Raw genomic sequence first — 19,362 nt, 5'->3', positions numbered from 1 at the left:
CCATCGGCCGTACAGGACTTTTTCAAAGGAACCTCAACTCACCGGAGTGAGTCGGGGTATCAACATATCTGGCGTTGACTTTTGGCACGCTGTTGAGTTCTCAAGGAACGGACGCTTCCTTTGTACTCACCCGAGAGACTCTCTCAGGCTTTCCTCCGGGCGCTTCCCTTCGGTGTTTCTTTTTGTTCCTCTTGTTCTTGCGTTTCCGACTCTATCAGATCTTTCCGGCTTCCCGTTCCGATCCGATTTCCTCGGTGCTTTCCGGCCTCTCGGCCTTCCGGCGGTGTCGACTCTATCAGATCCTTTCGGGCCTGATTCCCAGTCAACCGGGGTTGTCCTTGCGGCTGTTGGGCCGCTCCGACGAGTGAGACTTTAGCGGAATCTCGGCTCCCGACCTAATCGGGGCGTCCTTTCGAACGCGGACTCCTCATTTCGCAAAAGCACATGAAAACGAGGCGACGGCAGACTGCTCGTGGACAACGAGAAGGCTGTGCATCGATCGCTTGAGTGTTCTTGCGGAATGGCCGCCCGGGGACCGACCAGAGATCGGCGCTCACGTCGGGCAACTCGGAGAACACTACGTACCGGCTCAGGGGGTGTCAACCTCGGGCCTCGGAGCGCTACGGTGGGGGCATGACTACGCACGCGCGCACCCAACAGTGGTGGGCCGCCTGACGGCGGCCGGTCCCACGCATGCACCTGACGGCCGCCGCTTCGGCGGCCGTTCGCGTATCTCCCTCCGGAGGTCCTGAACCCGGTCGCCGGGTCGGCGGCCCCGTTCCGGAAGTGGAGAGAAGAGATGACGCGGATCTTCAGCGGGGTCAAGCCGACCGGGCACCTGACGCTCGGGAACCACCTGGGGGCCATTCGGGGCTGGGCCGAGGTCGACCAGCACCGGGCCGACTCGGTGTTCTGTGTCGTCGATCTGCACGCACTGACCGTGGACCACGACCCCGCTCGGGTGCGCAGGCTCAGCAGGCAGGCGGCGACGCTGCTCCTCGCGTCGGGCATCGACCCCGAGCGCAGCGTCCTGTTCGTACAGAGCCATGTCGACGAGCACGCCCGGCTGTCGTACCTGCTGGAGTGCGTCGCGTCCGACGGGGAGATGCGCCGGATGATCCAGTACAAGGAGAAGGCGCCCGTCGAACAGGCGCGGGGCGGCAGTGTGCGGCTCTCGCTGCTCACCTATCCGGTGCTGATGGCGGCGGACATCCTGGCGTACGGCGCCGACGAGGTGCCGGTCGGTGAGGACCAGACCCAGCACGTCGAGCTGACGCGGGACCTCGCGGTGCGCTTCAACCAGCGGTACGGGCAGACGTTCACGGTGCCGCGGGCCACCCGGCCCGAGGTGGCGGCGCGCGTCATGGACCTTCAGGACCCGACGTCGAAGATGGGGAAGTCCCACGAGTCGGGTGCGGGCATCGTCTATCTGCTCGACGAGCCCGACGCGGTGCGGAAGAAGATCATGCGCGCCGTGACGGACAGCGGGAGCGAGGTCGTGTACGACCGCGAGAACCGGCCCGGGGTCTCGAATCTGCTGGAGATCCTCGCCGCCAGTGAAGGTGGGGACCCCGAGGACCTGAGCGGTGCGTACGAGTCGTACGGAGCGTTGAAGAAGGACACCGCCGACGCCGTGGTGGAGCTGCTGCGGCCCGTGCGGGAGCGGCACAGGGAACTCGTGCGTGACTCCTCCTACGTGGAGGAGGTGTTGCGGGCGGGGGCCGAGCGGGCCCGGGAGATGTCCAGGCCGACGGTCGACGCCGCCTATCGGGCGATCGGGCTGCTGCCGCCCGCGCCGGCGGTGACCATCGGTGGCGGGGGCGCTGCGGCTGTCGGCGGGGGTGCTGATGCCGCGGTGCCGGTGAACGCGGCGCGGTAGGCCCGCGGGCTGGTGGCGAGGCGCGAGGCGAAGTGCTGGCGCATCGTGATCTCGCTGCCGAAGCCCGCGCGGCGGGCCACTTCGGGCATGGGCAGGTCGGTGCGTTCGAGGAGCTTCTGCGCGGCGGCGACGCGCTGGTCGAGGAGCCAGCGCAGGGGTGTGGTGCCGGTCGCCGCGGTGAAGTGCCGGGCGAACGAGCGCGCCGACATGCCCGCCCGAGCGGCCAGGTCGGAGACGGTGAGCAGTTCCTGTAGGTGACGGAGGGCGTATTCACGGACCGCGGCGAGGGCGTCGGCGTCACGGTCGGCGCGGGGCGTGGGGCGCTCGATGAACTGTGCCTGGCTGCCGGTGCGGAACGGCGCGGTGACCATCGAGCGGGCGATGGTCGCGGCCGCCTCCGAGCCGTGGGCGACACGCACCAGGTGCAGGCACAGGTCGATGCCCGCCGCGGTGCCCGCCGCGGTCCAGATGTTGTCGTCCTCGATGAAGAGGGCGTCGGGTACGACGGCGACCCGGGGGTGGTGGGTGCGCAGCAGGTCGACGAGGTTCCAGTGGGTGATGGCGCGGCGGCCGTCGAGGAGACCCGCCTGGGCCAGCGTGAAGGCGCCGCCGCACAGCGCTGCGACGGTGACGCCGCGGGCGTGGGCGCGGCGCAGGGCCGCGAGGACCGGCGGGGGCGCGGGGGTCACGTGGTCGTCGAGGCCCGGCACGAGGAGCAGGTCGGTGCCGGACAGGCGGTCGAGCCAGGCGAGATCGCGGTCGGGGGTCAGGGCAAGGCCGCCGCGCATCGGGACAGGCGCGGGGTCGGCGGCCACACGGCGGAGGTCGAAGGGGGGTACGCCGCGGTCGGTGCGGTCGGTGCCCCACACCTCGGTGATCACGGAGACGTCGAAGGAGCGGATGCCCGGGAAGGCCAGCAGGGCGATGCGCTGCGGAGGGTGAGCGACGTGGCTGGGCTCGTGGGCGCGGGCGGGGCCTGGCCCGGGGACGAGGTGGTGGGGTGCGGGCACGGTGGCAGTAAACCATCGAACGGTGGCTTTTGTAGGTCTGGGGGGTGGAGATTCCCGGCGGCAGCATCGTGGGCATGGACAACACACTGAACATCGCGGAGAACGCGGCGCTGGTCGTCGTCGACGTACAGAAGGGATTCGAGGAGGAAGACCACTGGGGGCCGCGGAACAACCCCGGGGCCGACGACAACATCGCCTCGCTGATCGACACCTGGCAGGCGACGGGGCGGCCGGTCGTCTTCGTGCGGCACGACTCGCCCAAGCCCGATTCGCCGCTGCGGCCGGGGCAGGAGGGCAACGACTTCAAGGAGTACGTCGAGAAGCGGCGCGGGAAGGGGGGCGGTGACGGGGGTGAGCTGCTGGTCACCAAGACCGTGAACTCCGCGTTCTACGGGACGCCGGATCTGGACGCGTGGCTGAGGGCCGCGGGGATCTCGCAGATCGTGGTGGCCGGGATTCAGACCAATATGTGTGCGGAGACCACTGCGCGGATGGGTGGGAATCTCGGGTACGAGGTGGTGTTCGCGTATGACGCGACGTACACCTTTGATCTTGTGGGGCCGTTCGGGTGGGCGCTCGGTGCGGAGGAAGTCGCCCGGGGGGCGGCTGTTTCTCTGCACGGCGGGGGGTTTGCTCGGGTCGTCATGACCCAGGAGGTGGTGGGGGGCGCCGGGTAGGCCTTCGCGGGGCGCCCCAGGCCCGCCCCTTTACCGTAACCAGGGGCGCTGCGCCCCCTGGACCCCAGCCCTATCGGCGCTCCGCGCCTCGTCCTCAAACGCCGGACAGGCTAAAGCCTTGCCGCACCGGCGTTCAGGCGTTGTTGCCGGAGGCCAGTTCCCGGCTGCGGTCCCTCGCTGCTTCCAGGGCTGCGATCAGGGCCGCCCGCACTCCGTGGTTCTCCAGTTCGCGGATGGCGTTGATGGTGGTGCCCGCGGGCGAGGTGACGTTCTCGCGGAGTTTCACCGGGTGCTCGCCGCTGTCGCGGAGCATGACGGCGGCGCCGATCGCGGCCTGGACGATGAGGTCGTGGGCCTTGTCGCGCGGGAGGCCGAGGAGGATGCCCGCGTCGGTCATGGCCTCGACGAGGAAGTAGAAGTACGCGGGGCCTGATCCGGACAGCGCCGTGCAGGCGTCCTGCTGGGTCTCGGGGACGCGCAGGGTCTTGCCGACGGCGCCGAAGATGGCCTCCGCGTGGTTCAGGTCGGCAGTGCTGGCGTGGCTGCCGGCGGAGATGACGGACATGCCCTCGTCGACGAGTACGGGAGTGTTCGGCATGACGCGGATGACCGGGGTGTCCTCGTGCAGGCGCTCCTCGATGAAGGAGGTCGTGATGCCCGCGGCGGCGCTGACGAGGAGAGTGCCGGGAGTGACGTGCGGGGCGAGTTCGGCGAGGAGGGCCGCCATGTCCTGCGGCTTGCACGCCAGGATCAGGGTGTCGGCGCGCTTCGCCGCGTCGGCGTTGCTGAGCGCTTCCACGCCGTAGCGGGTGCGGAGTTCCTCGGCGCGTTCCTGGCGGCGGGCCGTCACGAACAGGTCCGCGGGCGCCCAACCGCTCCGGATCATGCCGCTGAGCAGGGCTTCGCCGATCTTGCCGGTGCCGAGGACGGCGACCTTCTGGCTCATGGACGGGCCTCCCGTGGGTGCGTCGTTCGGGGGCCATCCTCGCATCGCGTGGCTGCGGGGCCATCGGGTGTCCGGTGGGCGGACGGCAACCGGGGGCGGGCGAGGGAGGGAGAGAGGGAGTGGGCTGTGTCGTCGGTCAGGGGGTACGGCGGCGGAGGGTAGCTGCGCCCAGGGCCAGGACCAGGAGGGCGCAGCCCGCCACGATCACGGCGTCGCGGACGAAGTCGCCGGTGAGGTCCGGGTGGCGCAGGACTTCCGTCATGCCGTCGACGGCGTACGACATGGGCAGCACGTTCGAGACCGCCTCCAGGGCGGGCTGCATCTGGTCGCGCGGCGTGAACAGGCCGCAGAGGAGGAGCTGCGGGAAGATCACCGCCGGCATGAACTGGACCGCCTGGAACTCGGACGACGCGAAGGCGGACACGAACAGGCCGAGTGCCGTGCCGAGCAGGGCGTCCAGGAGTGCCACCAGGAGCAGGAGCCAGGCCGATCCGGTGACGTCCAGGCCGAGGACCCACAGCGACAGGCCGGTGGCGAGCGCGGACTGGACGACGGCCAGGGTGCCGAAGGCGAGTGCGTACCCCGCGATCAGGTCGCCCTTGCCCAGGGGCATCGCGAGGAGGCGCTCCAGGGTGCCGGACGTGCGTTCGCGCAGGGTGGCGATCGAGGTCACCAGGAACATCGTGATCAGGGGGAAGATGCCGAGGAGCGAGGCGCCGATGGAGTCGAAGGTGTCCGGGCTGCCGTCGAAGACGTAGCGCAGGAGCAGCAGCATCACGCACGGGACCAGGATCATCAGGGCGATGGAGCGGGGGTCGTGGCGGAGTTGGCGCAGGACCCGGGCCGCGGTGGCGAGGGTGCGGTGCAGGTTCATCTCGATTCTCCGTGAGGTGAGGTCGTGCGGAGCGGTGGGGTGCGTTGGGGTGCGTGCGGGTGCGGTCAGGTGACGTGGGGTGGGGGGAGGGACCCGTGAGCGTCAGCTCGCGTTGGCCTCGTCCACCAGGCGGAGGAACGCGGCCTCGACCGTCTCCGCGCCGGTGCGGGCGCGCAGGGCGTCGGGGGCGCCGTCGGCGAGGATCTCGCCCTCGCGCATCAGGAGCAGCCGGTGGCAGCGCTCCGCCTCGTCCATGACGTGCGAGGACACGAGGATCGTGGTGCCGCGGTCGGCCGCGACGGTGTGGAACAGGTCCCACAGGTCCCGGCGCAGCACCGGGTCGAGGCCGACGGTGGGCTCGTCCAGGACGAGGACCTCGGGGGCGCCGAGGAGGGCGACCGCGAGGGAGACGCGGTTGCGCTGGCCGCCGGAGAGGGTGCCCGCGAGCGCGTCGGCGTGCGTGGTGAGGTCCACGTCGGCGATGGCGCGGGTGACGTTCTCGTGGCGGCGGGTGGCCGCGCGGCCTCGGCCAGGGGCCAGGACGGCGGCGAAGTACTCCAGGTTCTGCCGCACCGTGAGGTCGTCGTACACGGACGGGTCCTGGGTGACGTACCCGATGCGGGAGCGCAGTTCCGGGGTGCCCGCCGGGTGGTCGAGGACGTCCAGGGTGCCGGTGACCCGTGCCTGGGTGCCGACGATCGCCCGCATCAGCGTGGACTTCCCACACCCTGACGGGCCGAGCAGGCCGGTGATCTGACCGCGCGGGACGGTGAAGCGGAGGTCGCGCAGGACGGTGCGGGGGCCGCGTACGACGGTGAGGTTCTCGGCGCGGATCGCGGCCGCCCCTGTTTCTGCCCGCCTCCCTGATGCCTCTGCCCCTGTTGTGTCTGTCCCGGTTGTGTCTGTGCCGGTTGTGTCTGTGCCGGTTGTCTCTGTCCCTGGACCTGACGCTCGAATATTCATCATGTGATGATTATGCGTCGCCTACAGCGCCCCGCGTCAAGGGCGGCGCACGCTTTCGGACATGCCGAAGCACCGCCGACGCGGACAGCCGCGTGGCGGTGCGGGTGGGGCGTTGCGGGCGAGAAGGGGGCTTCGCGTGGGGCGCGGGACCGCGCGTGGGCTACTTGCGGCGCTTGCGCTTCGACGGGTGGCCCGCGCGGCGGGCGGTCCGCTTCTCGTACCGCACGCGCGCCTTCTCGTACTCCTTCCGGTGCAGCTGCTCGCCGGGAGCCTCCTTCAGGGCGCGGAAGAAGTACGCCAGCAGGGAGCCGATGAAGCCGATCGTCATCAGGCTGCGCATCGAGGCCACCGACTGCGGGTCGTGGCGCTTGCCGAACCCGTCCCACGTACGCCGGAACGCGATCGCACTGCAGATCGCAAACATGATCACGACGAGGACATTGACGAACGCCCCCACGTCCGCGATCGCCAGTCCCTGGTACGCGAAGCGCAGCACGAGGCAGCCCGCGGCCGCCGCGGCGAGCGAACCGACCGCGACGCCCGCGCGCCGGAGACCGTAGCGGTCCGTGTGGTCGACCCAGGTCGTGCCGAAGAAGCGGATGGGCTCGGGCCGCGGGCCCGCCGGGGTGCCGCCGACGGCGGCCGCTGCGGTGGTCTCGGCGTCCGCGGGCTTCGCGGTGGGGGATTCTTCGCTCACGTCGTCGATTATCGCCCCGCCCGCGCCCCCCGTCGTGAACGCGGTGGGGCGGGCGGCCGCGGCGCCGGACGCCGTGCGCCCCAGGAGGGCGCGCGCGGTCGTACGCCGATTGCCGCCGCGCCGTATTCGTCACCCGCCTTGCTTTGCGTCCGTACCCGGCCGCTAGTTTGTGCGGACCAGCAATGTGTACGGGACGACCGGGACGGGGAGGTCGAAGGTGTCGCTCCGCTCAGGTGACCCTGAGGAGATCGGTGGCTATCCGGTCGAGGCCCGCCTCGGCTCCGGTGGCATGGGCACCGTCTTCCTCGGCCGTACGGCGTCGGGGCGGCCGGTCGCGATCAAGCTGATCCACCAGCAGTTCGCGGACGACGACGAGTTCCGGACCCGCTTCCGGCAGGAGGTCGCCGCGGCCCGCCGGGTCAGCGGCGCGTTCACGGCCGCCGTCGTCGACGCCGACCCCGAGGCGACGCACCCGTGGATGGCCACCGCGTACATCGAGGGTCCGACGCTCGCGCAGCGCATCGCCCAGGGCGGGCCCATCGGCGGCGCCGATCTGCGCTCGCTCGCGATCGGGCTCGCGGAGGCGCTGCGCGACATCCACCGGGCCGACGTGGTCCACCGCGATCTGAAGCCGTCCAACGTCGTGCTGTCCCCCGAGGGGCCGCGCGTCATCGACTTCGGCATCTCCCGCGCCGCCGACCAGCAGACGCTGACGATGACCGGTCGCGTGATCGGCACGCCGCCGTTCATGTCGCCGGAGCAGTTGCAGAACCCGCGCGGGGTCGGTCCCTCGTCGGACGTCTTCTCGTTCGCCACGCTCCTTGTGTACGCGTCGACGGGGCAGGGGCCGTTCGACGCGGACTCCCCGTACATGACCGCGTACCAGGTCGTGCACGAGGCGCCCGCCCTCGGTGACGTACCGCCCGCGCTGCGCGTGGTCGTCGAGCCGTGCCTCGCCAAGGACCCGGCGGCCCGCCCCTCCGTGGACGAGCTCCTCGTGCTGCTGCGGGACCTGCCCGCCGAGCTCGCGGTCGTCACGGGCGGCAGCCGCACCCGGGACACCGAGACCCAGGTCGGCCGGGACACCGGTGCCACGCCCGCTCCTGCCGCTCGTGCCTTCTCCCCCGCCGCCCGGGGCGCCGTCCAGTCCACTTCGCCGTCCGCCACCGGGCCCGCCGCCCGGTCCGCGCGCCGCCGCTGGCGCCCCGTGCTCGCCGCCGTCGCCGCCGTCGCCGTCATCGGCGCGGGACTGGCCCTCCTGAGCCGGGCCTCCGACGACGACACGGACAAGGACCCCGACGGCAAGGGGCGCACGGTGGCCGCGAGCCGCCAGGCCCTGCCGGACGGGTTCCGGCCCTGGCGGCAGAACGTGCCGGCGGGACGGGCGAAGATCCCCGACGAGGTGCGCTGCGTCACGCACGGCGACTCGGCGTACTGCGGGGGCGGCGGCATGGTCGCCACCCGCGTACGGGTCGCCGACGGCAAGCGGCTGTGGGAGGTCGACGGGCCGGGCGTCCCGGTACAGGACACGTACATCGCGGGGCTCGCGGGTACGGGCGGCGCCGGAGCTGGTTCGGGTACGGGTACGGGTGCGGGCGCGGCCTCGGGGACAGGCGCGGGTACGGGTACTGGCACCGGTGCCGGCACCGGCACCGGCGATGCGGGGCCCGGCGTCGACAAGGGAAGCCACCCCGCAGCCGCCGGGAACTCCGCCAAGAGCTCCGCCCCCGTCGTCATCGCGTACCGCTTCGCCGCCCAGGGCGGTGGCGGCCAGGACGAGGTCGTCGCCCTCGACTCCGCGCGCGGCAAGGAGCTGTGGTCCGCGCCGTTCAGCGCGCAGTCCTCCGCCGTCGCGGGCCCCGGCGCCCCCGACGCGGTCATGGTCGGCTCGGCGGTCCTGACGACCGACGCCGCGGGCACCGCCGTCCAGGCCCATGACGCCCGCTCGGGGCGGACACTGTGGACGTACCCGTTCCCGGCGGGCAGCCAGTGCGCGCCGCTCGCCGCGGGTGCCCGCGCGTACCTGATGTGCGTGCCGAAGTCGCAGATCGCGACCGGCGGGCCGCAGCGGGCCACGGTGCGCGTCGTCGACCTGGACTCGGGCGAGCCGGGCCGGTCCTTCAGCCTGGAAGGACCGGTGGTGGCCCTCGGCGCGCAGCACGGGCAGCTCGTCCTGGTGCGGCAGCGGGTGGGCAGGCTCGACGTCGTCGAGTACGAGGCGGTGCTGCGCCTGGACGCGGCGCACGGCAAGGTGACGACGTCGCGCCTCGGCACGCCGTACGGGGGCACGCCGCTGCTCATCGACGGCACGGTGTACTTCACCCAGCAGAGCGGCCGGGTCAGCGCGGTCGCCGCCGCCACCGGCAGGCTCAAGTGGGCCCGGCACACCGGCGTGGAGGGCACCTCGGGCCCGACCGCCGGTCCCGGCGCGCTCTACTTCGCGTCGAGCGGCGGGCGGGTCGCCGCGCTGTCGCCGCGCGACGGCCGCCGGCAGTGGACCAGCGACCCCCAGGTGGACGGCGTCGGCTCGGCGGGGACGAGTCCGCGCGTGGCGTTCGCGGGGCGAGTGGCGCTCGTGTCGGGTTCGGGGAACCTGCTGTACGCCTTCGACACGGAGAAGCCGCCGAAGTCCGAGTAACGGGACGTCGGCGGCTTCGTACACCGGTTGGCCGGGCAGGGTCCCGGGGGCCGCGGCTCCTACGGCGCGGCTCCGACGAGCCCGGCCCAGGTGGCCGCGGTGTCAGCAGCGCGGCGCCACGTACCCGTTGCTGCCCGTCCGCACGTATGTGTCCGATACATAGCGGCCGCTGCCGATCCGGTCCCATATCTTCGACGTGCCGGTCGGGCCCGTGACCGTCTCGCCGGGCCGCTGGCAGCTGATGGTGACGCGGGATCCCGCCTTCACGCGGCCGACCTTCTCGTACGAAGTGCCGGGGCCCGAGCGGACGTTGACGTCGGCGACGACGGCGTAGGTGCGGGCCGCGGCCTCCTCGACGACCGCTTCGGCCGCCACGACCGCCTCCGCCTCGGCCACCGCCTCCGCCTCGGCGACGGGTCCCGACTCGACGACAGGTCCCGGCTCGGTCACCGCTTCGGCCCCGCCCGTCCCAGCGGCGACCGTCAGTTCCTCGCTGCTCATCCTGCTACCTCGTTCCCCCGTGAAACGGGCGGCGCGGGCCGCCCATGGCGTGTTCTCCACACCCTAGACGCGCCCGCGCGGGGGACCAGTTGCAGGACAAAGCAGGACAGTCTTCGCGTCTTAGTGGAGGGATCAGTTCCCCACCTGGACGGATCGGTTCCTGCCCGCGGCGATTTTCAGCCCGGCTCCGGCATGTCCCGCGAGCCCGGCTCCGGCATGTCCCGTCAGCCCAGCTTCGACACGTCCCGCACGGCGCCCTTGTCCGCGCTGGTCGCCATCGCCGCGTACGCCCGCAGGGCCGCGGAGACCTTGCGCTCGCGGGACTTCGGGGCGTACACGCCGCCCAGGACCTCGCGGCGGCGGTCCAGTTCGGCGTCGTCGACCAGGAGCTCGATGGAGCGGTTCGGGATGTCGACGCGGATGCGGTCGCCGTCCTCGACGAGGGCGATCGTGCCGCCGGACGCCGCCTCCGGGGACGCGTGGCCGATGGACAGGCCCGACGTACCGCCGGAGAAGCGGCCGTCGGTGATGAGCGCGCAGGCCTTGCCGAGGCCGCGGCCCTTCAGGAACGAGGTGGGGTAGAGCATCTCCTGCATGCCGGGGCCGCCCTTGGGGCCCTCGTAGCGGATGACGACGACGTCGCCCTCGACGACCTGCTTGTTGAGGATCTTCTCGACGGCCTCCTCCTGCGACTCGCACACGACGGCGGGGCCCTCGAAGGTCCAGATGGACTCGTCGACACCGGCCGTCTTCACGACGCAGCCGTCGACGGCGAGGTTGCCCTTCAGGACGCCGAGCCCGCCGTCCTTGGAGTACGCGTGCGCGACGTCGCGGATGCAGCCGCCGGCCGCGTCCGTGTCGAGGGTGTCCCAGCGCTCGGACTGCGAGAAGGCCTCGGCGGAGCGGCGGCAGCCGGGGGCCGCGTGCCACAGCTCGACGGCCTCGTCGGTGGCCGAGCCGCTGCGGATGTCCCACGCGTCGAGCCACTGCTTGATGGACGGGGAGTGGACGGTGTGCACGTCCTCGTTGAGCAGCCCGCCGCGGTACAGCTCGCCGAGGATCGCGGGGATGCCGCCGGCGCGGTGCACGTCCTCCATGTAGTACGTCGTGGTCGGCGCGACGTTGGGCGCGACCTTCGCGAGGCAGGGCACGCGGCGCGAGACGGCGTCGATGTCGTTGAGGTCGTACCCGGCACCGGCCTCCTGGGCGGCGGCGAGCAGGTGCAGGATCGTGTTCGTGGAGCCGCCCATGGCGATGTCCAGGGCCATGGCGTTCTCGAAGGCGGCGTGGGTGGCGATGTTGCGCGGCAGGACGGAGGCGTCGTCCTGCTCGTAGTACCGCTTGGTCAACTCCACGACCGTGGCGCCCGCGCGCTCGTACAGGGCCCTGCGGGCCGTGTGCGTGGCGAGGACGGAGCCGTTGCCGGGCAGGGAGAGGCCGATGGCCTCCGTCAGACAGTTCATGGAGTTGGCCGTGAACATGCCGGAACAGGAACCGCAGGTCGGGCAGGCGTTCTCCTCGATACGGAGGATGTCCTCGTCCGAGATGTTCTCGTTCACGGCGTCACTGATCGCGTTGATCAGGTCCAGCTTGCGGACGGTGCCGTCGACGAGCGTGGCCTTGCCCGCCTCCATGGGGCCGCCGGAGACGAAGACCGTCGGGATGTTCAGGCGCAGGGCCGCCATCAGCATGCCGGGCGTGATCTTGTCGCAGTTGGAGATGCAGACCAGGGCGTCCGCGCAGTGCGCCTCCACCATGTACTCGACGGAGTCGGCGATCAGGTCGCGGGAGGGCAGCGAGTACAGCATGCCGCCGTGGCCCATGGCGATGCCGTCGTCCACGGCGATGGTGTTGAACTCGCGCGGGATGCCGCCCGCCTCCCGGACCGCCTCGCTCACGATGCGGCCCACGGGCGCGAGGTGCGTGTGGCCCGGCACGAACTCGGTGAAGGAGTTCGCCACGGCGATGATCGGCTTCCGGCCGATGTCCGCGCCCGGTACCCCGGAGGCCCGCATAAGGGCGCGCGCGCCCGCCATGTTGCGGCCGTGGGTGACTGTGCGGGACCTCAGCTCGGGCATCGTCGCTCGCTCCTCAAGGGTCATGCTGCGCGGCATGTTCGGGGCAGGTGTGACTACCGTCGAGCGTACGCCGGTGATCCAAGATCCGGACAGGGTGTCCGGATGGCGGGACGGCTGTCTCAGCGCGGTGCGCCCGGGTGTGCGGGGCTGGTCAGCGGGCCTGGTCGGCGGTCCCCGGCCGGCCGGTGCGGGTCCGGTCGGCGGTGAGATGCCCCTGTACGACGGGCGCCACGCGAGCCACGATCTGCTCCAGGTCCACCGAGGCCAGAGGCTCGACCTTGATCACGTACCGCAGCATCGCCGTGCCGACGAGCTGTGCCGCGGCCAGCCCGGCGCGCAGCTCGGCGTCCGGCAGGTCGAGGCCGCGGGCGATGCGGGACAGCACCTGCCCGGTGACGAGGTCGCGGAAGACCGCGGCCGCCGTCTCGTTGTTGACCGCGGAGCGCACGATCGCCAGGAGCGGCGCGCGGGTCTCCGGGTTCTCCCAGACGCCGAGGATGAAGCGGGTGAGCCGCTCCCCCAGCTCTTCGGGCGGCCCGGCCTCCACGGCGCCGGGCGCCTGGAACGCGGGCGCGAAGGCCACCTCGACGGCCGCCGCGAAGACCTGTTCCTTGGTGCCGAAGTAGTGGTGCACGAGGGCCGAGTCCACCCCGGCCGCCTTGGCGATGGACCGTACGGAGGCCTTCTCGTACCCGCGCTCGGAGAACTGCGCGCGGGCGGCGTCCAGGATCACCTCGCGGGTGGCGGGGCCCTGGGCGGACTGGGTGCGGGTGGGGCGGCCGCGGCGGCGCGGGGTGGGGGGCTGGGACTGGGATTGGCTCTGGGGCTGGGCCTGGCTCTGGGCCTGGGCCTGAGCCTGAGCCTGGGGCTGCGGGGGCTCGGGCGCGCGGTCCGGTGCGGGGGCGGGGCGGTCCGTCATCGGCGGGGCACCTTCACCGCCGAGGCCAGGTGCAGCCGCGTGAAGGCGAGCGCCTCGGCCAGGTCGGCCTCGCGCTCGGCACCGGACATCGCCCTCCGGGTGTTCACCTCGATCACGACATGGCCGTCGAAGCCGCTCCGCGCGAGGCGTTCCAGGAGTTCGGCGCAGGGCTGGGTGCCGCGCCCCGGCACCAGGTGCTCGTCCTTCGCGGAGCCCTTGCCGTCGGCGAGGTGGACGTGGCCGAGGCGGTCGCCCATGCGGTCGATCATCTGGAGGGCGTCGGTGCGGGAGGTCGCCGTGTGCGAGAGGTCGATCGTGAAGTGGCGGTAGTCGTCCTTGGTGACGTCCCAGTCGGGCGCGTACGCGAGCATCTCGCGGTCGCGGTAGCGCCAGGGGTACATGTTCTCCACGGCGAACCGCACGTCCGTCTCGTCGGCCATCCGCCAGATGCCCTCGACGAACTCACGGGCGTAGTTGCGCTGCCAACGGAACGGCGGGTGCACGACGACGGTGGACGCGCCCAGCTTCTCGGCGGCGGTCCTGGCGCGCTGAAGCTTGACCCAGGGGTCGGTGGACCAGACCCGCTGGGTGATCAGCAGGCAGGGCGCGTGCACCGCGAGTACGGGGATCCGGTGGTAGTCGCTGAGGCGGCGCAGGGCTTCGATGTCCTGGCTGACGGGATCCGTCCACACCATCACCTCGACACCGTCGTAGCCGAGGCGCGCGGCTATCTCGAAGGCCGTCGCCGTCGACTCCGGGTAGACGGAGGCCGTCGACAGGGCGACCTTCGCATCCGGGATGCGCACGACTGGTTCCACCACGGGGACAGCGTACGGGGTGCCTCCGGCGGGCGGGGCGGGGCCGGGGCGTGGGGGTGGGCGTGGGGGGGGCATGGGGGATCTCACGCCCCCCTCACGGGGGGATCCTCCATCAGGGCACCTCCGTCAGGGCACCTCAGCCAGGGGGCCACCACTAGGTCAGCTCCGTCAGGGCACCTCAGCCAGGGCACCTCAGCCAGGGCACCTCAGCCAGGGGGCCTCAGCCAGGGGGCCTCAGCCAGGGGGCCTCAGCCAGGGGGCCGCCACTAGGTCAGCTCCGCCGGGGGACCCCTGTCAGGGCACCTCCGTCGTCGGCAGGTGGTCGAGCCTGCGCAGGATCACGCCCTCGCGCAGCGCCCACGGGCAGATCTCCACCGAATCCACGCCGAACAGGTCCATCGCGCCCTCGGCGACGAGCGCTCCGGCGAGGAGCTGACCGGCCCGGCCCTCGGAGACCCCGGGCAGTTCGGCGCGCTCCGCCGTGGTCATGGCGGCGAGCTGCGGCACCCAGTCCTCCAGGGTCTTCCGCTTCAGCTCGCGCTGTACGTACAGGCCGTCGGCGGACCGGGCGGCCCCGGCGAGCCTGGCCAGCTGCTTGAACGTCTTCGAGGTGGCGACGATGTGGTCGGGGCTGCCGAAGCGGCTGAACTCCCCGACCGTACGGGCGATCTGGGCGCGTACGTGGCGCCGCAGGGCCCGCACGTCGGCGGGGTCCGGCGGGTCCTCGGGCAGCCAGGCCGCGGTGAGCCTGCCCGCGCCGAGCGGCAGGCTGACGGCGGCGTCCGGCTCCTCGTCGATGCCGTAGGCGATCTCCAGGGAGCCGCCGCCGATGTCGAGGACGAGCAGCTTGCCCGCGGACCAGCCGAACCAGCGCCGGACGGCGAGGAACGTCAGCCGCGCCTCCTCGGCACCGCTGAGCACCTGAAGGTCGACGCCGGTCTCCTCGCGGACCCGGGCCAGCACCTCGTCGGCGTTGGTGGCCTCGCGCACCGCGGAGGTGGCGAACGGCAGCAGGTCCTCGACGCCCTTGTCCTCGGCCGCCTGCAACGCGTCACGCACCGTGGCGACGAGCAGTTCGACGCCGGCGGGGCCGATGGCACCCGCCTCGTCGATGAGTTGGGCAAGGCGCAGTTCGGCCTTGTGGGAGTGCGCGGGCAGCGGGCGCGCGCCGGGGTGGGCGTCCACCACCAGCAGATGCACCGTGTTCGAACCCACGTCGAGGACACCGAGTCTCATGTACGGAACGCTACTGCGCCGGGGAACGCCGGTGGCGTCCGGGAGGATGTTGCCCTTCTCCAGGCAGATGTCGACCTTCTCCAGGCAGATGGTGTCCTTCTCCACGCAGCTGGTGCCGTTCGCTGAGGAGATGGGGCCGTTCTCCGTGGAGATGGTGCCGTTCTCCGTGGAGGGGGTCGCGCGCATACCCTGGAGGCGTGCCAAAGACGAAAAAGGCGAAGCCCGACAAATCGAAGCCGTCGGAGTCATCCATTTCCTCTTCCTCGAAGTCCTCGCAGTCCTCGGAGTCCTCGGAGCCCGCGAAGTCCTCGGAGTCCGCGAAGCTCTCGGATACCCCGAAGTCCTCGGATACCCCGAAGTCGGAGAAGAAGGCGGCCAAGGGCGGCAAGGCCGGGAAAGCCGCCAAGGGCGGCAAGGGTGGCAAGGCCGACAGGGGCGGCAGGTCCGGCAAGGGTGCCGTGGTGCCGGACGAGCAGGGGCTCGACTTCGCGCGCGCCTGGGTGGAGTTCCCGGACCCCGCCGACGACGAGCAGGTCTTCCGGTGCGACCTGACGTGGCTCACCTCCCGCTGGAACTGCGTGTTCGGCAGTGGCTGCCAGGGCATCAAGGCGGGCCGCGCCGACGACGGCTGCTGCACGCTGGGCGCGCACTTCTCGGACGAGGACGACGAGCAGCGGGTCGCGGGGCACGTGGCGCGGCTCACTCCGGACATCTGGCAGCACCACGACATCGGCACCAAGACCGGGTGGGTCTCGCAGGACGAGGACGGGGAGCGGCAGACCCGTCCTTACAACGGGTCGTGCATCTTCCAGAACCGGCCCGGCTTCGCCGGGGGTGCGGGGTGCTCGCTGCACATCCTGGCGCTGAAGGAGGGGCGCGAGCCCCTGGAGACCAAGCCGGACGTGTGCTGGCAGCTGCCGGTGCGGCGCACCTTCGACTGGATCGAACGGCCGGACGACACCCGGGTGCTCCAGGTCTCCATCGGTGAGTACGACCGCCGGGGGTGGGGGCCCGGGGGGCACGACCTGCACTGGTGGTGCACGTCGGCGACCTCCGCGCACGGGGCGGGGGATCCTGTGTACGTGTCGTACCGGCCGGAGCTGATCGAGCTGATGGGCAAGGCGGGGTATGACCGGCTGGTCGAGCTGTGCGAGGAGAGGTTGGCGTCTCGGCTTCCGCTGATCGCTCCGCATCCTGCGGATCCGCTGCGCTAGGGCTGGGCGGGGGTGCGCGCCGTCGGGGGTTGCGCGCTGCCCTGCGGGGGTCGGTCGGTTCTTGGTTGCGTGCGCCGTTCCCCGCGTGCCCTGCGGGGTGCTCCCCTCGTGGGGCGCGGGTCCTTCGTGTTCGGTGCGCCTCTTCGCCGGCGGGGGCCCGTGCTGCGGGCGAGTGCCGGTCCGTTTTTGGTTGCGCGCGCCGTTCCCCGCGCCCCTGGCGGGGCGCTCCCAGGCCCGCCCCGCAAGCCCCCGCCACGCACCTCGCGCTCGGGCGCCTACCCACCGCCGGACCACCCGGCCCCTGCGCCTGCCGGTCCATTTTTGGTTGCTCGCGCCGTTCCCCGCGCCCCTGACGGGGCCCTCCCTGCCCCGCCCCGCAAGCCCCCGCCACGCACCTCGCGCTCGGGCGCCTACCCACCGCCGGACCACCCGGCCCCTGCGCCTGCCGGTCCGTTTTTGGTTGCGCGCGCCGTTCCCCGCGCCCCTGACGGGGCCCTCCCGGCCCCCTTGTTCCCGGTTGCTCCGGGGTCCTCTCAGGCTGGTGGGGGTGTGTTGGTCGGTGGGGGTGTTGAGGGTGGGTCGGATGGGGTGGGGGGTGGGTCTGAGGGGGGTGGGGTTGTGGTGGGGGGTGGGGTGGGTTGGGTGGGGGGTGGGGTGTTCGTGGGGGGTGAGGTTGGGGGCGGTGGGGTGGAGTGCGGGGGTGTGGGGCCGGGGGTCGGGGGGTTCGGGCGGGGGTGTGTCGTGGAGTGGCCGTAGCCCTCCAGGGCGATCACTGCGCCGGTGGGGGCGATCGTGACGCGGGCACTCCAGTGCCCGTGCGGCTCGCGGTCGTCGTCCACGTACACCCTGATCGTCACCGACTCCCCGGGCGAGAGCCTGCCGGACGCCTGGCTCAGCACGAGCCACGACGCACCGGTGCTCGCGGACCAGCGCACCGGTGAACTCCCCGCCCCGGTCAGCGTGATCAGCGTCACCCCGCCGTGCGACCTGGCCTGGACACCGATCCGCCCCGCCCCGGGCGCCGACCCCGCAGGACCACCGGGGCTGAGAACCTCCACGGAGACACCCGGCCCACCGCGGCCGTCCCGGGAGCGTGCGTCCGTACGGGCGTTGCCCGCGTTCTCGTAGCCCTCCCGGCCGCCCGGCCCCCCGGGCCCGTCCTCCGCCTCCGTGACACCCGCGGCCCGGCCGTCACGCCCCTCCCCCGTGAACGGCGCCCCCCGGTACGCCGCCCAGAGGGCGAGGACGGGAGCGGCCACTACCGTCGCCACGACCGTCGTGGTGACGGCCCGCGCCCGCAGCCGCTCCCGGCGGGCCGCGTGGTCCTTGGGATCCATCGGGAAGCCGCGGCGGTCGAACCGGGGCCCGCCGCCACGGGTCCTGCGCGCCGTGCGCGGGGCGTGCGCCAGGGCGTGGTGCAGTGCCGCGCGCGGTGCGGCGACCACGGGCAGCGCCGCCGGGGTGACGGCGGTACCGGGCCAGGCACCGGACGCCGCCCGCTCGGCGGTACGGCGGCACCGGGGGCAGTCGTCGACGTGCCGGACCAGCTCGCGGCGCAGGGCCGTACCGAGCAGGACCTGGTTGTCGCCGGTGAGGCGGGCGACGATCGGGCAGGAGCCGGTCTCGACGACGGCGAGGGCCGCGCGGGTCCGCTCCACCTCGCAGGCCGCGGCGGCGAGCAGTTCACGGGCGGCGGCGGGGTCGAGGCCGAGCACCGCGGCGACCTCCTTGGGCGCGAGCCGGTGCCGGACGGCGAGCTCCAGCGCCTCCCGCTGCTCGGGGGTCGTCCCCGCGGCCTCCGGCCAGGCCAGCTGGGCCAGTTCACGGCGCCGGGCACGGGCGAGGTCGTCGGCACGGGCAGCGGCTTCGGCACGCGCGGCGGCCTCGGTACGGGCGACGTCGTCGATGCGGGCGACGTCGTCCATGCAGCTGATGTCGTCCATGCGGGCGACGTCGTCCAGAGCGGCGCCGTTCCGGCCCGCGTGCACGGCCGCATGCCCGGCCGCGTGCCCAGCCAGGTGCGCGGGCTGCACCGCGACGGACCCCTGCGACACGGCCACCGGCCCCTGCGGCGCGGCGACCAGTTTCCGCGGGGCGGCCCCGGAGCCCGGGGGCGCGCCGACCGGACCCTGGGGTGCGGCGTAAGCGCCTTGCGACGCGGCGTAAGCACCGTGGGGCGCGGCGAGAGCGCCCTGCGATTCGGCGTAAGCACCGTGAGGCGCGGCGAGAGCGCCCTGCGATTCGGCGTAAGCACCGTGAGGCGCGGCGAGAGCGCCCTGCGACGCGGCCAGAGCGCCTTGAGGCGCGGCAAGGGCGCCTCCAGGCGCGTACGGGGCGGCCGCCACCCCGGAGTACACCGACCCCCCGCCGCCCACGAACGCACCCGCCACAGCACCGGCCCCCGCCGAGGCACCACCGCCGCCAGCGCCACCAGCGCCACCAGCACCGTTACCGCCGTCACCGCCGTCAACGGAGCCCCCCTGCTGCGCCCCGTGCCGCCCCCGCTGCTTCGCCTCCGTCAGCGCTCGCAGGCACATCCAGCGGGCAAGGGCGTACAGCCAGGCGCGGGTGTCGCCCTCGGGGCGCGCACCGCGGCGCTCGGCCAGCGCGAGGACGTCGCCGAGCGCGGCCGTCGCGGCGTCGTGGTCGCACAGCACCGACAGGCAGTACGTGAACAGGCCGTCCAGGAACGGTTCGTAGGGCACCGACGGTGCCGTCGGCGCCTGCGCGACCGTGCGGGGCACCACCCGCTTGCGGGCGCCCTGATGCGCCCGGTGCGCGCCGGTGGTGTGGGTGGGGGTTTCCGGACTGCTGCTCATCACCCGTGCGAAGTTAGGCGCATGATGCAGACCCGTTCTGCCCCCTTGAGTGCATTTAATCCTTACGGGTGAACAGATCCCTCAAAAGGGGAC

At 72.5% G+C, this 19,362-nt stretch carries 15 protein-coding genes; 4 read left to right on the top strand and 11 right to left on the bottom strand.

Going from position 1 to position 19,362, the window contains the following annotated elements; all coding sequences use genetic code 11:
• The first annotated feature begins 799 nt into the window (after nucleotides 1–799).
• A complete protein-coding gene (trpS, locus tag GPA10_RS19010) occupies nucleotides 800–1,879 on the top strand; it encodes a tryptophan--tRNA ligase (RefSeq protein ID WP_079085913.1) in 1,080 nt (359 codons plus the stop codon).
• Here trpS and GPA10_RS19005 read toward each other — a convergent pair.
• On the bottom strand, nucleotides 1,765–2,805 hold the full coding sequence (locus GPA10_RS19005; protein WP_343041088.1) for a GlxA family transcriptional regulator: 1,041 nt from the start codon (nucleotides 2,803–2,805) through the stop codon (nucleotides 1,765–1,767). The two genes, trpS and GPA10_RS19005, sit on opposite strands and share 115 nt — an antisense overlap.
• A gap of 170 nt (nucleotides 2,806–2,975) precedes the next feature.
• On the opposite strand from GPA10_RS19005, the gene GPA10_RS19000 reads away from it, so the two are divergent.
• Nucleotides 2,976–3,566, top strand: coding sequence for a cysteine hydrolase family protein (locus tag GPA10_RS19000; RefSeq protein WP_157166580.1), 591 nt, complete (start codon nucleotides 2,976–2,978; stop codon nucleotides 3,564–3,566).
• Between the two features lie 133 nt (nucleotides 3,567–3,699).
• Here GPA10_RS19000 and proC read toward each other — a convergent pair whose 3' ends face one another.
• The 4 genes from proC to GPA10_RS18980 all read right to left on the bottom strand — a co-directional run bounded on the left by proC (nucleotide 3,700) and on the right by GPA10_RS18980 (nucleotide 7,046).
• Nucleotides 3,700–4,512 carry a pyrroline-5-carboxylate reductase gene (gene proC, locus GPA10_RS18995; RefSeq protein WP_157166501.1) on the bottom strand — a complete coding sequence of 271 codons (813 nt, stop codon included), beginning with the start codon at nucleotides 4,510–4,512 and terminating at the stop codon, nucleotides 3,700–3,702.
• Nucleotides 4,513–4,648: 136 nt separating this feature from the next.
• Entirely contained in the window at nucleotides 4,649–5,386 is a 738-nt protein-coding gene (locus tag GPA10_RS18990; RefSeq protein ID WP_107450088.1) for an ABC transporter permease, read from the bottom strand.
• Between the two features lie 102 nt (nucleotides 5,387–5,488).
• Nucleotides 5,489–6,352 (bottom strand): ABC transporter ATP-binding protein, encoded by an 864-nt coding sequence (locus tag GPA10_RS18985; protein ID WP_425505776.1) that lies wholly within the window; start codon nucleotides 6,350–6,352, stop codon nucleotides 5,489–5,491.
• Nucleotides 6,353–6,509: 157 nt separating this feature from the next.
• Complete coding sequence (locus tag GPA10_RS18980) at nucleotides 6,510–7,046, bottom strand: EamA/RhaT family transporter (protein WP_425505775.1); 537 nt, start codon at nucleotides 7,044–7,046, stop codon at nucleotides 6,510–6,512.
• Between the two features lie 217 nt (nucleotides 7,047–7,263).
• On the opposite strand from GPA10_RS18980, the gene GPA10_RS18975 reads away from it, so the two are divergent.
• Complete coding sequence (locus GPA10_RS18975; protein WP_343041076.1) at nucleotides 7,264–9,684, top strand: protein kinase domain-containing protein; 2,421 nt, start codon at nucleotides 7,264–7,266, stop codon at nucleotides 9,682–9,684.
• 102 nt (nucleotides 9,685–9,786) lie between these two features.
• On the opposite strand, the gene GPA10_RS18970 is transcribed toward GPA10_RS18975, so the two are convergent.
• From GPA10_RS18970 to GPA10_RS18950, 5 genes are all read right to left on the bottom strand, one after another.
• Nucleotides 9,787–10,185 (bottom strand): SH3 domain-containing protein, encoded by a 399-nt coding sequence (locus tag GPA10_RS18970; protein ID WP_079085915.1) that lies wholly within the window; start codon nucleotides 10,183–10,185, stop codon nucleotides 9,787–9,789.
• Between the two features lie 224 nt (nucleotides 10,186–10,409).
• On the bottom strand, nucleotides 10,410–12,263 hold the full coding sequence (gene ilvD, locus GPA10_RS18965; RefSeq protein WP_157166500.1) for a dihydroxy-acid dehydratase: 1,854 nt from the start codon (nucleotides 12,261–12,263) through the stop codon (nucleotides 10,410–10,412).
• Between the two features lie 151 nt (nucleotides 12,264–12,414).
• Nucleotides 12,415–13,182: a TetR/AcrR family transcriptional regulator gene (locus GPA10_RS18960; protein ID WP_198351637.1), complete on the bottom strand. Its 768-nt coding sequence runs from the start codon at nucleotides 13,180–13,182 to the stop codon at nucleotides 12,415–12,417.
• Nucleotides 13,179–14,003 carry a sugar phosphate isomerase/epimerase family protein gene (locus GPA10_RS18955; RefSeq protein ID WP_058845578.1) on the bottom strand — a complete coding sequence of 275 codons (825 nt, stop codon included), beginning with the start codon at nucleotides 14,001–14,003 and terminating at the stop codon, nucleotides 13,179–13,181. The genes GPA10_RS18960 and GPA10_RS18955 overlap by 4 nt, the downstream gene beginning before the upstream one ends.
• Nucleotides 14,004–14,294: 291 nt before the next feature.
• The gene (locus GPA10_RS18950; RefSeq protein WP_157166575.1) at nucleotides 14,295–15,236 is read right to left on the bottom strand and encodes a Ppx/GppA family phosphatase; all 942 of its coding nucleotides are present in this window, start codon (nucleotides 15,234–15,236) and stop codon (nucleotides 14,295–14,297) included.
• A 197-nt stretch (nucleotides 15,237–15,433) separates the two neighbouring features.
• Here GPA10_RS18950 and GPA10_RS18945 point away from each other — a divergent pair, with 197 nt between their 5' ends.
• Nucleotides 15,434–16,450: a DUF3109 family protein gene (locus GPA10_RS18945; RefSeq protein WP_343041075.1), complete on the top strand. Its 1,017-nt coding sequence runs from the start codon at nucleotides 15,434–15,436 to the stop codon at nucleotides 16,448–16,450.
• A 533-nt stretch (nucleotides 16,451–16,983) separates the two neighbouring features.
• On the opposite strand, the gene GPA10_RS42535 is transcribed toward GPA10_RS18945, so the two are convergent.
• The gene (locus tag GPA10_RS42535; RefSeq protein ID WP_246259374.1) at nucleotides 16,984–19,269 is read right to left on the bottom strand and encodes a BACON domain-containing protein; all 2,286 of its coding nucleotides are present in this window, start codon (nucleotides 19,267–19,269) and stop codon (nucleotides 16,984–16,986) included.
• Between the last annotated feature and the right edge of the window lie 93 nt (nucleotides 19,270–19,362).

The organism is Streptomyces typhae, from assembly GCF_009755605.1.
GTDB classification, from domain to species: domain Bacteria; phylum Actinomycetota; class Actinomycetes; order Streptomycetales; family Streptomycetaceae; genus Streptomyces; species Streptomyces typhae.
The sequence above is the reverse complement of the archived record's forward strand: the minus strand, read 5'-3'. Positions and strand labels throughout refer to the sequence as shown.